The sequence below is a fragment of the Teichococcus coralli genome, assembly GCF_009829925.1.
GTDB lineage: Bacteria > Pseudomonadota > Alphaproteobacteria > Acetobacterales > Acetobacteraceae > Pseudoroseomonas > Pseudoroseomonas coralli.
Map to the genome: position 1 here is coordinate 212,633 of NZ_SNVJ01000005.1, position 12,447 is coordinate 225,079.

At 73.6% G+C, this 12,447-nt stretch carries 12 protein-coding genes; 4 read left to right on the forward strand and 8 right to left on the reverse strand.

The window, feature by feature from the left end; translation table 11 throughout:
* Position 1 precedes the first annotated feature (1 nt).
* The 5 genes from E0493_RS08080 to E0493_RS08100 all read right to left on the reverse strand — a co-directional run bounded on the left by E0493_RS08080 (position 2) and on the right by E0493_RS08100 (position 5,028).
* A complete protein-coding gene (locus tag E0493_RS08080; protein ID WP_160936416.1) occupies positions 2-715 on the reverse strand; it encodes an ABC transporter permease in 714 nt (237 codons plus the stop codon).
* Entirely contained in the window at positions 712-1,644 is a 933-nt protein-coding gene (locus E0493_RS08085) for an ABC transporter ATP-binding protein (RefSeq protein WP_160936417.1), read from the reverse strand. The genes E0493_RS08080 and E0493_RS08085 overlap by 4 nt, the downstream gene beginning before the upstream one ends.
* The gene (locus E0493_RS08090; protein WP_160936418.1) at positions 1,641-2,834 is read right to left on the reverse strand and encodes an ABC transporter permease subunit; all 1,194 of its coding nucleotides are present in this window, start codon (positions 2,832-2,834) and stop codon (positions 1,641-1,643) included. Before E0493_RS08090 ends, E0493_RS08085 begins: the two co-directional genes overlap by 4 nt.
* Positions 2,835-2,837: 3 nt before the next feature.
* Positions 2,838-3,773, reverse strand: coding sequence for a glycine betaine ABC transporter substrate-binding protein OsmF (gene osmF, locus E0493_RS08095; RefSeq protein WP_160936419.1), 936 nt, complete (start codon positions 3,771-3,773; stop codon positions 2,838-2,840).
* A gap of 190 nt (positions 3,774-3,963) precedes the next feature.
* Entirely contained in the window at positions 3,964-5,028 is a 1,065-nt protein-coding gene (locus E0493_RS08100) for an FAD-dependent oxidoreductase (protein WP_160936420.1), read from the reverse strand.
* Between the two features lie 131 nt (positions 5,029-5,159).
* On the opposite strand from E0493_RS08100, the gene E0493_RS08105 reads away from it, so the two are divergent.
* From E0493_RS08105 to E0493_RS08115, 3 genes are all read left to right on the forward strand, one after another.
* Positions 5,160-5,744, forward strand: a complete 585-nt coding sequence (locus E0493_RS08105; protein WP_160936421.1) for a tetratricopeptide repeat protein — start codon at positions 5,160-5,162, stop codon at positions 5,742-5,744.
* Between the two features lie 55 nt (positions 5,745-5,799).
* Complete coding sequence (gene ada / locus E0493_RS08110; RefSeq protein WP_235913646.1) at positions 5,800-6,840, forward strand: bifunctional DNA-binding transcriptional regulator/O6-methylguanine-DNA methyltransferase Ada; 1,041 nt, start codon at positions 5,800-5,802, stop codon at positions 6,838-6,840.
* A gap of 99 nt (positions 6,841-6,939) precedes the next feature.
* Complete coding sequence (locus E0493_RS08115) at positions 6,940-8,136, forward strand: amidohydrolase family protein (RefSeq protein ID WP_160936423.1); 1,197 nt, start codon at positions 6,940-6,942, stop codon at positions 8,134-8,136.
* A 21-nt stretch (positions 8,137-8,157) separates the two neighbouring features.
* On the opposite strand, the gene pyk is transcribed toward E0493_RS08115, so the two are convergent.
* Positions 8,158-9,591, reverse strand: a complete 1,434-nt coding sequence (gene pyk / locus E0493_RS08120; RefSeq protein ID WP_160936424.1) for a pyruvate kinase — start codon at positions 9,589-9,591, stop codon at positions 8,158-8,160.
* An 85-nt stretch (positions 9,592-9,676) separates the two neighbouring features.
* The gene (locus E0493_RS08125) at positions 9,677-10,960 is read right to left on the reverse strand and encodes a glycerate kinase type-2 family protein (protein ID WP_160936425.1); all 1,284 of its coding nucleotides are present in this window, start codon (positions 10,958-10,960) and stop codon (positions 9,677-9,679) included.
* Between the two features lie 228 nt (positions 10,961-11,188).
* Between E0493_RS08125 and E0493_RS08130 the strand changes: the two genes are divergently transcribed.
* Positions 11,189-11,515, forward strand: coding sequence for a hypothetical protein (locus tag E0493_RS08130; RefSeq protein ID WP_160936426.1), 327 nt, complete (start codon positions 11,189-11,191; stop codon positions 11,513-11,515).
* Positions 11,516-11,534: 19 nt separating this feature from the next.
* Here E0493_RS08130 and E0493_RS08135 read toward each other — a convergent pair whose 3' ends face one another.
* Positions 11,535-12,434 carry a branched-chain amino acid aminotransferase gene (locus E0493_RS08135; protein ID WP_160936427.1) on the reverse strand — a complete coding sequence of 300 codons (900 nt, stop codon included), beginning with the start codon at positions 12,432-12,434 and terminating at the stop codon, positions 11,535-11,537.
* Between the last annotated feature and the right edge of the window lie 13 nt (positions 12,435-12,447).

The window sequence follows — 12,447 nt, forward strand, 5'->3', positions numbered from 1 at the left end:
CTCAACCCCGGGCGCCGTGGCGCAGCCCCAGCCGCAGCGCCCGGTCGGCGATCAGCGCCAGCCAGGCGGTGAAGAGCGCCCCCTGCAGCACCCAGGCGGTGTTGCCGTTGGCCAGCCCGACCACGATTGGCGTGCCCAGGCAACTCGCCCCCGCGACGGCGCCCACGGCGGTGGTGGCGATGGAAAGCACCACGGCCACCCGCAGCCCGGCCTGGATCACCGGCAGGGCGAGCGGCAGTTCCACGCGCGCCAGAATGCCGGCCCGCCCCATGCCGGTGCCGCGCGCGGCGTCCAGCACCGCGGGCGGCACGGCGTCCAGCCCCGCCACGGCGCTGCGCATCACCGGCAGGGCGGCATAGAGCACCAGCGCCAGCAGCGTCGGCGCCGCGCCGAAGCCGAGCAGCGGCAAGGCGAGCGCGATGACCGCCACGGGCGGAATGGCCTGCGCCAGCGCGAAGACGGCGTCCAGCAGGGGGCGCAGCGCGCGACCGGCCCCGCGCGTGGCGAAGATGCCGGCGCCGAGGCCGATGGCGGCGGCGATCAGCGCCGCGCCGAGCGAGAGCAGCAGGTGCTCGCCGAGCAGGGTGAACCAGCTCTGGCTGTCCCAGGTCGGGCGGGCAAGCGCGGGAAACAGCGCGTGCCACAGCGCGCCCAGATGCGGCGCCGCCCAGAGCGCGGCCAGGAAGGCCGCCACCTGTGCCAGCAGCGCCATCATGCCGGACGCACCAGGTCGGCCCAGTAGAGCGTGCCGCCGGGAAATTCTCCGGTTGGCGGCACCGCCAGCCGGTCGCTGCCCTCCGAGAGCATCAGCATCAGCGCCTGCTTGAGCGAGGCCTCCGCCGGCAGGATCGGCAGGTCGCCCGCGGCATCCTCCGGGCGGGCGATGGTGCTGGCGGGCAGGGTGGCCAGCCGGTGGAAGGCCAGGCTCTCCTCGCCGAACAGCCGCCGCACCGGCGCCCCGGTGCCTCGCTCCAGCAGCTCGGCGGGGCGGCCGCGCGCGGCGAGCCGGCCCTCCTCCAGCACCGCCACGGTGTCGGCGAGCGCCAGCGCCTCCTCGACGTCATGCGTGACGAAGAGGATGGTCTTGCCCGTCTCGGCGTGGATGGTGCGCAGCTCCGCCTGCAATCCGCGCCGCGTGCCGGGGTCAAGGGCTGAGAAGGGCTCATCCATCAGCAGCAGCGGCGGATCGGCGGCCAGCGCCCGCGCGAGGCCGACGCGCTGCGCCTGTCCACCGGACAGCTCATGCGGGAAGCGGTCCCGGAAGCGGCCGGGCTCCAGCCCCACCAGCGCCAGCAGCTCGTCCACCCGCGTCGCGATGCGGGCGGCCTCCCAGCCCAGCAGGCGCGGCACGGTGGCGACGTTCTCCGCCACCCGCCAGTGCGGGAACAGCCCGACCGACTGGATGACGTAGCCGATGCCACGCCGCAGCGTCTCGGGATCGGTGGCCGTCACGTCCCGGCCGTTCACCAGCACGCGCCCGGCGCTTGGCTCGACGAGCCGGTTGACCATCCGCATCAGCGTGGACTTGCCGGAGCCGGATTCCCCGAGCAGCACGCAGATGCTGCCGTCCGGCACGTCCAGCGTCACGCGGTCCACCACCGCGCGGTCACCGTAGCGGCGGGTGACGCCCTCGAAGCGGATCACCGCGCCACCTCCAGCCCCGACTGAAGGATGGCCAGCAGCCCGTCGACCAGCAGGGAGAGCAGCACCACCGGCAGCACGCCGAGCAGGATCAGGTCGGCCGCCATCTGGCCGATGCCCTGGAAGACCAGCCGGCCAAGTCCGCCGCCGCCAATCAGCGCCGCCAGCGTCGCCAGCCCCACCGCCTGCACCGCCGCGACCCGCAGCCCCCCGAGCATGACGCCCCACCCGAGCGGCAGGCGCAGCCGGCGCAGGATGCCGGCTTCGGTCATGCCTTGCCCGCGCGCGGCGTCCAGCAGCGCGGGCGAGGCGACGCGCAGCCCGGCCAGCAGGCTGCTGGCCAGCGGCAGCAACAGGTAGGCCGCGATGCCGAGGATGGCCGGCGCCGGGCCGATGCCGCCGACGCCCCAGTCCCGCAGCGCCGGCCAGAGCGCCGCGAGCGCGGCCAAGGGGCCCATCAGCAGTCCGAACAGGGCCAGCGAGGGCACCACCTGAAAGCCGTTGGCGAGGCCCATCAGTGCTGCCTCCAGCCGTGGGCGGCGCAGCGCCAGCAGGCTCAAAGGCACCGAGACCATCAGCGCCAGCGCCAGCGCGCCGCCGGCGAGCGCCAGATGGCCGCTGAAGGCGCTCCGCAACTCCGGCCCACGCGCGGCGGCCTCATGCACCACGGAGAGCCCATCCAGCAGGCCGGTGGCCAGCAGCCCGCCCACGCCCAGCACCGCCAGCGCCAGAAAGCGCCCGGGCGTGCCGCCGCGCCCCGCGGCGCAGCTTCCCGCCGCCAGGGCCAGCAGCAGCATGGCGACCCAGACGCCCGCCGCCGGCATGGCCCGCGCCATGGGCGAGGCTGCCTCCAGCGCCGCCCTCGCGCCCAGCCCTGCCGTGGCCAGCAGTGCGCAAAGCGCCAGCGCGGCGGCTGCCTCCGCCCAGGGCAGCAGGGCGGCGCGGCGCGCCAGCAGCAGCACCAGCAGGCAAGCCAGCAGGAAGCCGCCCATGGCCAGGCCCAGTTCCGGCCCCATCGGCAACTCGGCGGGGCGCGGGCTCAGCAGCCGGTTCGGCGCCAGCGAGAGCCAGCCGAGCAGAAAGGGCGCCAGCGCCGCCAGCGCGGCGAGCAGCCCCACCGCGGTGGCCTCGCGCGGCGGGGAGGGCGCGGCGGCCGGCTGGCTGGCGGCCAGCAGCGCAGGGCGCAGCGGCATGCCTCAGCCCAGCAGGCCGAGGCCACGCAGATGCGCCTCGGCCACCTGCCGCGCCGGCTGCCCCTCGACCACGATGCGGGCATTCAGCTTCTGCAAGGCCTCCAGCGTGAGCGAGGCGAAGAGCGGCCGCATCCATTCGTCGATCTGCGGCAGGCGGTCCGCCACCGCCTTCCGCAGCACCGGCGCCGGCTGGTAGACGACCTGGGCGCCCTTCGGATCCTCAAGCACCACAAGGTCAAGGGCGGAGATGGCGCCGTCCGTGCCGTAGACCATGGCGGCATTCACCCCGTTCAGCCGCTCGGCGGCGGCGCGCATGGTCACGGCGGTATCGCCACCCGCCAGCACCAGCAGGCGCTCCGGCGGCAGGGTGAAGCCGTAGGCCTTCTGGAATGCGGGCAGCGCCGCCGGGCTCTCAACGAATTCGGCCGAAGCCGCAAGCTTGAAGTCGCCGCCCTTCTGCAGGTAGCTGGCAAGGTCAGCCAGCGACTTCAGCTTGCCTTTCTCCGCCAAGTCGCGGCGCACGGCGATGGCCCAGGTGTTGTTGGCGCTGGCCGGCTGCAGCCAGACGAGCTTGTTGCGTTCCAGGTCAAGCGCGCGGACTTTGTCCGCGGCCTTCGCCGGATCATGCCAGGCTGGATCATCCTCCATCTGGAAGAAGAAGGCGCCGTTGCCCGTGTATTCCGGATACATGTCGATCTCGCCGGAAAGCAGCGCCTGCCGCACGATCCGGGTCGGGCCGAGCTGCAGGCGGCGCTCCACCTTCACGCCCTTGGCTTCCAGGAGCTGCGCCATCATCTCGCCCAGCAGGGCGCCCTCGGTGTCCAGCTTGGAACTGACGACGACCGGCCTCTCCTGCGCCCTGCCGGGGCGCGGGTGGGCAAGCAGCAGGGCCGTCGCGGTGGCCAGGGTGGCGCGGCGCGTCAAGGCGGTGCGGTGCATCGGGGCGGTTCTCCGGTCAGGGCCGCACCGGACGACGGGTGCGGCAATGGCGTGATGGACCCCGCCGCACGGCGCGGCAGGCAGAGGCTGAGCCGCCAACGCGCGAGGCGACGGCGGGTGGCAGCGGCCCGCGAGGATTTTTGCGGGTGCTTCGGTGAAGCAGATGGGACAGCCGCGGCGACCTTCAAACCTAACCTTCTCCCGTGCCGGCGTAGCGCCGCACGAAGCGGCCATCCAGCCATCGCTTCCACCGCCAGGCCCAGGCTCCCTCGAAGCTGATCCCGCGCCAGAGCCCGATGGCTTCCCCGCGACCGGTTCCGAGCAGAATGAGCGCCTGCCGCTGCGGCTCCCAGGGGCGGAGCGGCTCTCCCAGCAACGCGCGCGAAAGGTTGTCCGCCAGCACCGGGCCGGCCCGCACGGCCCATACTCCCGCCTTAGGCAGGCCGGCGGCAACGCCATCGCCCGCTCCGAAGACGTCGTGATGGCTCTGGCTGCGCAGTGCCGCGTCCATCCTCGGGAAGCCTGCCGCATCGCAGGCGAGGCCGCTGTCACGAAGGTCCAGGGCCGGCCTGGTGCCGGTGCAGGCGATCGCCAGCGCGACCTGGCCCATGCGGGATTCCGGGCCGTGGAGCGCGCCGTCATCGAGTCGCTCAACGGGGAAGTCGGTTCGCCAGGAGACGCCTGCCAGCCGCAGGGCGCGCTCCGCCCGGGCGCGAAAGGGCGCCGGAAGTCCAGGCAGCACGTCAGGCATCGCCTCCAGCAGCAAGGGCCGGGGGCCAGGTCGGCGCGCCAGCGCCAGGGCGAGTTCCGTGCCGGCCGCGCCCGCGCCGATGACGGCCACCCGTCCGGCCGCCGGATCAAGCGCCGCGAGGGCCGCGAAGAGGCCGCGCCAGGGGCGCACCGGCACGGTGCCCGGCGGGGTAACCGGAAGGGCTCCGGTATCGAGGGAAAGCAGATCGTAGGGCAATGGCGGGTTGCGGCCGAGGCGGAGCAGCCGGCGGCCTGCATCAAGGCCGGTCACGCGGTCCTCGATCCATTCCGCACCGGCGTCGGACAGCAGCGGGGCCAGGGGGATCTCCGCCGCCGTCGGCGGCAGCAGGCCGGCCACCACGCCGGGCACCGCGCCCGAATAGATCGCTGTGGCCTCGGGCGTGACCAGGGTGAGGCGCGCCGGCCCGGCATCCGGCGGCGACCGGGCGAAGTGCCGGAGCACTTCCAGATGCGCGTGGCCCGCGCCTGCCAGCACCAGATGCATCGGCCCATCCTGCCCACCGGCGCCTCCCTTGCCAATCGGTGACAGCCCCCGCCTGGCAGCGGTGTGACCCGCCAGCTCGCCGCGCGCCGATTTCCCTTGCGCCGGTGGAGGGACGATCCAAGCTAGGGACCATGCGCGCCGCGCCGTTCCTCCTCGCTTCCGCCCTGGCCGTGACGCTCGCGCCCCATGACGCCGGGGCGCAGCCGGCGGCCGGCCCCGCCGCACCCGAAGCGCGCCGCGCGCAGCTTGACCGCCTGCTGGACGCCCTGCCGAACGCGCCGGACGAAGACATCGCGGCCGCCGTGGCGGCGCAGATCCGCAACCTTTGGGCGCAGGCCGCTTCGCCGGCGGTGACGCTTCTGCTGGAGCGCGGCCGGCGCAACCTGCGCAGCGAGGCGGCGGCCGATGCGGTGGAGGACTTCGACGCCGCACTGGTGTTGCAGCCCGATTGCGTCCAGGCCTGGCTGCTGCGGGCGCAGGCCCTTGCCGAAACCGGTGACTTCGCGGCCGCCATGCGCGATCTGCGTCAGGTGCTGACCCTGGAGCCGCGCCACTTCACCGCGCTGGCGGTGCTCTCCGGCTTGCAGGAGCAACTGGGCGACACCGAGGACGCGCTGCGCTCCATGCAGGAAGCCGTGGCCATCTACCCCCGCATGCCCGGGGCGGAGGAGCGGCTGCGGAAGCTTTACCAGGCCGCGCATGGCCAGGGCATCTGAACCGCCGCAACCGGCGGAAGGCGCGGAGGCCGCCGGCAATGGCATAAGCCTTCTCATGAACCCCGATCCCGAGATGCTCTGGGCCGAGCTGCAACGCCGCGAGGCGAGGCCCGACATGGTTTACGCCGTGGCCACGCAGGGCGTGTTTTGCCGGTTCGGATGCCCGTCCCGCCTGCCGCTGCGGCGCAACGTCCGCTTCTTCCCGGACTGCGCCAGCGCGGAGGCCGCCGGCTTCCGCCCCTGCCGGCGCTGCGATCCGCTCGGCACCCGTGCCGCCCTCCATGCCGAGGCCGTGCGCGACGCCTGCGCCCGCATCGAGGGGGCTGAGGCGATGCCGCCCCTGGCCGAACTGGCCGCGCACGCCGGCTATGCCAGGCATCACTTCCTCCGGCTGTTCCGCGAGATCACCGGCCTGACGCCGCGCGCCTACGCCGATGCGGTGAAGGCCCGGCGACTGCAGGCCGCACTGGGCGAGGGCGCCCGTGTGGCCGAGGCCGTCGCGGAGGCCGGCTTCGGCAGCGAAAGCCGCGTCTACGAGCAGCCCGGGCGGTTGCTTGGCATGAGCCCCGGCGCCGCCCGCCGTGGCGGAGAGGGAGAGACCATCCATCACGCCTTCACCGCCTCGCCGCTCGGCCTGCTGATGGTGGCTGCGACCGAGAAGGGCATCTGCCGCATCGCCTTCGGTCCGGACAGGGCGACGCTGCTGGGCGAACTCGCCGCGCGCTTCCCGAAAGCCCGCCACCTGGCCGGCGGCGAGGCCATGGCGGTGGTGCTGCAAGGCGTGGTGGCACTGATCGAGGAGCCGCATGCGGCCCGCGCCCTGCCGCTGGACCTGCGCGGCACCGCGTTCCAGCAGCGCGTCTGGCAGGCGCTGATGGCGATCCCGCCCGGGGAAACCACCACCTATTCCGGCCTCGCGGAAGCGATCGGCCAGCCCCGCGCGGTGCGCGCCGTGGCGGCGGCCTGCGCGGCCAATCCCGCCGCCCTCGCCGTGCCCTGCCATCGGGTGATCGGCAAGGACGGCGCGCTGACCGGCTACCGCTGGGGCCTGCCGCGCAAGCGGGAGCTGCTGGCGCGCGAGAAGGCGCCCGCCTGAGGCCGGGCCGCCGTGAGCCCCTGAGGCCGGGCCGCCGTGAGCCAGGGTGGCGCGCCATGTTTTGATGGCGGCGCGTCACCGCTCCCGCTAAGGTCGGACATGGAGCAGCACCCGACAATCCTTCCGGCGCCTTCCGTCACCACGGACATCCACACGCACCTCACCGGCGCCCCCCGCTCCGCCGAGCTGATCCGCCTCGGCCTGCTGCACGACCTTTCCTACCCCGCCGCCATGCTGCGCCTCGCCGAAGTCCCCTTACCAGAAGGCGTCCGGCTCGCCGAGGGCGACACGCGCATCCTGCCCGGCGGCATCGCCGCGCCCGCCCAGGGCTCACCCCAGGTGCGTCTTCGCGACCTGCCGCCGGAAAGCCTCGCCCGGCTGGAGGCCGCCATGGAAATGCCCCGGCGCCCCGCGGCGAGTGGAGGGATGGACCCGTTCGTGCTGCTGGAGCGGGCCTATTCCGTCCGCAGGCCACTCGGCGCCCATCCCGCGCTCCTGCCCGGCATCCTCGCCTCCGTGGCGGGCGACGCCCGCCGCGACGGCGTCACGCATGTCGAGCTCAGCGCGAGCGCGCCGCTCGCGCGGGGCGAGGAGGGCGCGGCCTGGATGCGCGTGGCCGGAGCCGCGGCCCGGCGGCTGCAGGCGGATGCCGGGGTCCGCATCCTCTTCCTGGCCACCATCAACCGCCACGCGGCGCCCGATGACATCGCCCGCGCCCTGGCGCGGCTGGACGCGCTGATGGCAGAGCACCCTCTGCTCGCGGGAGCCGATCTCGCCGGGCACGAGACCAACCCGACCGAGGACTTCATGCCGGTGGTGGTCGCCTGGGCCGCCGGCCGCGTGCGCCGGGGCCTGCCCACGGTGGTCCGCGTGCATGCGGGAGAAACGCCTCGCCACCCCGGCAACGTGCGCGCGGCGCTGGAAGGCTTCCGCGCGGCGGGGCTGCCGCCGGGCATGGGGCGGGTCGGCCATGCGCTCTACGGCGTCGGGCGGCGGGAAGTGGCTCTGGCCCGCGAGATCGGTGCCGTGGTGGAGATGGGCATCGGCTCCAACCGGGCGCTCGGCTACCGCAGTGGTCCGGGGCGGAGCGGCGGTGGCGGGCGGCTGGCGCGGCTGATCCGCGCCGGAGTGGCCACCGTCCTCGGCACCGACGGCCATGGCATCTACGGCACCTCCCCGGCGCTGGAGGCGCGGCGCGCGCTGCGCGACGGGGCGACGGACGGCATCCTGGCGGAGGTGGCGCGCCACGAGGGCGACCACCTCCGGCGGATGGGCGCGGCCTTTCCGCTGGCCTGACGCCCCGCCGCCGGCCTCGCCCTACTTCACCACCGCGACGCGCAGCGCGTTGGTGGTGCCGGGCGTACCGAAGGGCACGCCCGCCGTTACCACGACCTCCTCGCCGGCCTGCGCGAAACCCTCTGTCTGCGCGGCGCGCACCGCCTTGGCCACCATGTCCGTCATGCTGTTCGGCTCGGCGGAGGGCAGCGGATGCACGCCCCAGACCACCGCCATGCGCCGTGCCGTCTTCTCGCTGGAGGTCAGGCCAATGATCGGGCTGGTGGGCCGCTCCCGCGCCACGCGCAAGGTGGTGGAGCCGGTCGCGGTGAAGGTGGCGATGGCCTGTGCGCCGATGGTCTCCGCCACCTGGCGGGCGGCGGCGGCGATGGCGCCGGCCGAGTTCTTCTCCGGTGCCGGCCGGGCGGCATCGGTGATCTGCCGCCAGCCGTCGTCCTGCTCAACCCGGGCCAGGATGCGGTCCATCATGTTGACCGCCTCGTAAGGGAACTGGCCGGCGGCGCTTTCGGCGGAAAGCATCACCGCGTCCGCGCCGTCGAACACGGCGGTGGCGACGTCCGAGGCCTCGGCCCGGGTGGGGGAGGGCGCGCTGATCATGCTTTCCAGCATCTGCGTCGCCACCACCACAGGCAGGCCGCGCCGGCGGCACTCGCGCACGATGCGCTTCTGCACCAAGGGCACCTCCTCGGGCGGGCACTCCACGCCGAGATCGCCACGCGCCACCATGGCGCAGTCCGTGGCGTCGAGGATGCCCTCCAGGTTCTCCACCGCCTGCGGCTTCTCCATCTTCACCATGACCCAGGCGCGCCCGTCGGCGATCTCCTTCACCTCGATCACGTCCTCCGGCCGCTGCACGAAGGAGAGGCCGATATACTCGATGCCCAGCGGCAGCACGAAGTCGAGATCGGCGCGGTCCTTCGGCGTCAGGGCCGGGATCGGCAGCGCCACATCGGGAACGTTGACGCCCTTCCGGTCGGACAGCGCCCCGCCGACCAGGATCTCGGTCTCCAAATGGTCGTCGCGCTTGTGCACCACGCGCAGGCGCAGCTTGCCGTCGTCCAGCAGCAGGGTGGTGCCGATGCGGGCCGCCTCAATGATCTCGGGATGCGGGAGTTGCACGCGCCGCACGTCACCCGGCGTGGCGCTGAGGTCTAGGCGGAAGCTCTGGCCGGTCTGGAGCTGGACCCGGCCGCCCTGGAAGCGCCCGACGCGCAGCTTGGGGCCCTGCACGTCCGCCAGGATGCCAATCGGGCGGCCCACGCGCTTCTCCAGCGCGCGGATCATCTGGATGCGGCTGGCGTGGTCCTCATGGCTGCCATGGCTGAAATTGAGCCGGAACACGTCGGCCCCGCCGCGATAAAGGCGCTCGATCACCTCCGGCGTGGAGCTGGCGGGGCCCAGGGTGGCGACGATCTTGGTGCGACGGCGGCGGCGGAGGGGAATGCGCGGCGGCAAAGTGATGTCCTTCGGCTACGGCGCTTTGGCCGGCTTGAACGAGGTGGCGGGCGCTTTGGCCCGTCGGACGGAGGCCGGACTCGGCTCAGGCGATCAGAATGGCACGGAAGTCATTGACATTCGTAAGCGTGGGCCCGGTGACGATGGTATCGCCAAGCCGGTCGAACAAGGCGTGGCTGTTGTGTGACGCCAGCAGCGCGCGGGCGTCCAGCCCCGCCGCCGCGGCGCGGGCGAGGGTTTCCGGCGCCGCCAGGGCGCCGGCATTGTTTTCCGAGCCGTCGATCCCGTCGGTATCGCCCATCAGCGCCCAGGCGCCCGGCATCCCGGCGGCGGCGAGGGTGAAGCCGAGCAGGCACTCGGTGTTGCGGCCACCCCGCCCGGGCGTGACGCCGGGGCGGATGGTCACCGTGGTCTCGCCGCCGGAGAGCAGCACCGCCGGGGCGCCGAGCGGATGGCCATGCGCCCGCACGCTGCGGGCGATCCCGGCCAGCAAAGTGCCGGCCACCGCCGCCTCGCCCTCCAGTGCGTCGCCCAGCAGCAGCGGCGCGAGGCCGAGGGCGCGCGCCTCCTCGGCCGCCGCCTCCAGTGCCATCTGCGGCGTGGCGATCAAGCGGAACTCGGCGCGGGCGAGGCGCGGGTCCCCAGGCTTTGGCGTTTCCTCCGCCGCCGCCGCGAGATGCGCCGCCACCGCGGGCGGCAGTTCGATACCGTAATGCGCGACGATGCCGCGCGCCTCGGCGAAGGTGGAGGGGTCCGGCACGGTCGGGCCGGAGGCGATCACGGCCGGGTCGTCGCCCGGCACGTCGGAAACGGCGAGCGTCACCACCCGCGCCGGATGCGCCGCCGCAGCCAGCCTTCCGCCCTTGATGGCCGAAAGGTGCCGGCGCACGCAGTTCATCTCGTTGATGGTGGCGCCGGAGGCGAGCAGGGCGCGGTTCACCGCCTGCTTGTCGGCCAGGGTCAGCCCCTCGGCGGGCAGCGCCATGAGCGCCGAGCCGCCGCCGGAGATCAGCGCCAGCACCAGGTCCTCGGCGCCGAGCCCCTGCACCGCCGCCAGCACGCGCCGCGCCGCCGCCTCCCCCGCCGCGTCGGGCACGGGATGGGAGGCCTCAACGACCGCGATGCGCCGCGTCTGCGCGGCATGGCCGTAGCGGGTGATGACGAGGCCGGAAAGGTTGGCTTCCGGCCAGGCATCCTCAACCGCCGCCGCCATCACCGCGGCCGACTTGCCGGCGCCCACCACCACCACGCGGCCCTTCGGCGGCTCGGGCAGATGGCGGGCCAGGATCGCCCGCGGGTCGGCCGCGCGAATCGCCGTGTCGAACAGGCGCCGCAAGGCGTTGCGGGCGGAGGCATCGGTCCAGCTCATGCGGGCGGCGTTCCCCTGGGGTGTGCTTGCCGCGCATTCTGGACCGGGGGACAGGGAAGGTGAAGGCGGGGTGGCCGGATCGCCTTTTTCCGGCACTCGGAAACCCCGCGCCGCCTCGGCCGGTTCTCCATAAGCCTGCGGTGGACACGGGCCGCGCGGCGTTGGCGGCCGGGCACCACCCTCACGAACAAGGCGGAAGGCCAGCGGCCTATCGCCGGGAGACGGAACATGGCTGGGACGGACCACCGCGCAGACAAGCTGCGCCACGACATCGACAGTGGCCGCAGCGGCGACAAGGTCGCCTTCAGCGATCCGGCCGCTGCGCCTCTTGGCGCGGACGACGAGGCCGCCGGCGTTCCGCCCAGCCCGGAGATGATCGCCCGGGCCCGCGCGCTGGAGACCGGCTCGGCCCCGGCCGCGGCGCAGGGCCTGGCGCGCGGCGCCAGCGAGGCCGAGGCGCGGGGATCGGCCGACCGGTCTCGCACCGGGTGGATGATCCTGGCCGTGCTGGCGGGCGTCGTCGTGCTGGTCGCGATCGCGCTCGCCATCGGGTAGCGCCTGGCCTTTCCGCGCTTCACGCGCTGCGGCGCGCCACCTCTGCCGGGCGCAGCCGCACCAGCGCCTCGTAGTCCCCCAGCAGCGTTTCCGTGATGGCGCCGGGCGTGAAGCTGTGCTCGCCGATGGCGCGCACCGGCGTCACCTCGGCCGCCGTTCCGGCCAGGAAGACTTCCGTGGCGCCACCGATCTCCCCGGCGCCGATGGTGCGCTCCACCACCTTGATCTGCCGGTGTCTCGCCAGGTCCATCACGCTGCGCCGGGTGATGCCGTCCAGGAAACAGATCGGCGTTGGCGTGTGCAGCTCCCCATTCATGACAAAGAAGACGTTGGCACCGGTCGCCTCGGCCACGTCGCCCTTGAAGTCGAGCATCAGGGCGTCGTCGTAGCCCTCGGCCTCGGCCGCGTGCTTGGACAGCGTGCCGATCATGTAAAGGCCCGAGGCCTTGGAGGCGGTGGGCGCCGTGTCCGGCGCCGGGCGGCGCCACGGCGCCATGGCGAGCCGCACGCCCTTCATGCGGTTGGCGCCGAAGAGGTTGGGCCATGCCCAGGCAGCGATCGCCAGATGGATCCTGGTCTGCCGCGCCGAGACCGCCAGCATTTCCGAGCCGCGCCAGGCGAGGGGGCGCAGATAGGCATCCTCCAGGCCGTTCTTCTCCAGCACCGCCATGCAGGCGGCATCGATCTCCTCGGCGCTCCACGGAATTTCGAAGCCGAGGATGCGGCCCGAAGCGATCAGCCGGTCCGTATGCGCCCGCAGTTTGAAAATATTTCTTCCATAGGCCCGCTCGCCCTCGAACACGCCGCTGGCATAATGCAGCCCGTGGGTCAGGACGTGGAGCCGGGCGTCGCGCCAGGGCACCATATGCCCGTCCATCCAGATCCAGCCGTCGCGGTCGTCGAAGGGAGCCAGCGTCATGAGCGTTATCCTC

Excerpts from the sequence above, each read along its gene's own strand:
- E0493_RS08100 (WP_160936420.1), bottom strand. The coding sequence starts at position 5,028 with ATGCATCTGGTGCTGGCAGGCGCGGGCCACGCGCATCTGGAAGTGCTC.
- osmF (WP_160936419.1), bottom strand. The coding sequence starts at position 3,773 with ATGCACCGCACCGCCTTGACGCGCCGCGCCACCCTGGCCACCGCGACG.
- E0493_RS08135 (WP_160936427.1), bottom strand. The coding sequence starts at position 12,434 with ATGACGCTGGCTCCCTTCGACGACCGCGACGGCTGGATCTGGATGGAC.
- E0493_RS08125 (WP_160936425.1), bottom strand. The coding sequence starts at position 10,960 with ATGAGCTGGACCGATGCCTCCGCCCGCAACGCCTTGCGGCGCCTGTTC.
- E0493_RS08080 (WP_160936416.1), bottom strand. The coding sequence starts at position 715 with ATGATGGCGCTGCTGGCACAGGTGGCGGCCTTCCTGGCCGCGCTCTGG.
- E0493_RS08115 (WP_160936423.1), top strand. The coding sequence starts at position 6,940 with ATGGAGCAGCACCCGACAATCCTTCCGGCGCCTTCCGTCACCACGGAC.
- E0493_RS08105 (WP_160936421.1), top strand. The coding sequence starts at position 5,160 with ATGCGCGCCGCGCCGTTCCTCCTCGCTTCCGCCCTGGCCGTGACGCTC.
- ada (WP_235913646.1), top strand. The coding sequence starts at position 5,800 with ATGAACCCCGATCCCGAGATGCTCTGGGCCGAGCTGCAACGCCGCGAG.
- E0493_RS08090 (WP_160936418.1), bottom strand. The coding sequence starts at position 2,834 with ATGCCGCTGCGCCCTGCGCTGCTGGCCGCCAGCCAGCCGGCCGCCGCG.
- E0493_RS08130 (WP_160936426.1), top strand. The coding sequence starts at position 11,189 with ATGGCTGGGACGGACCACCGCGCAGACAAGCTGCGCCACGACATCGAC.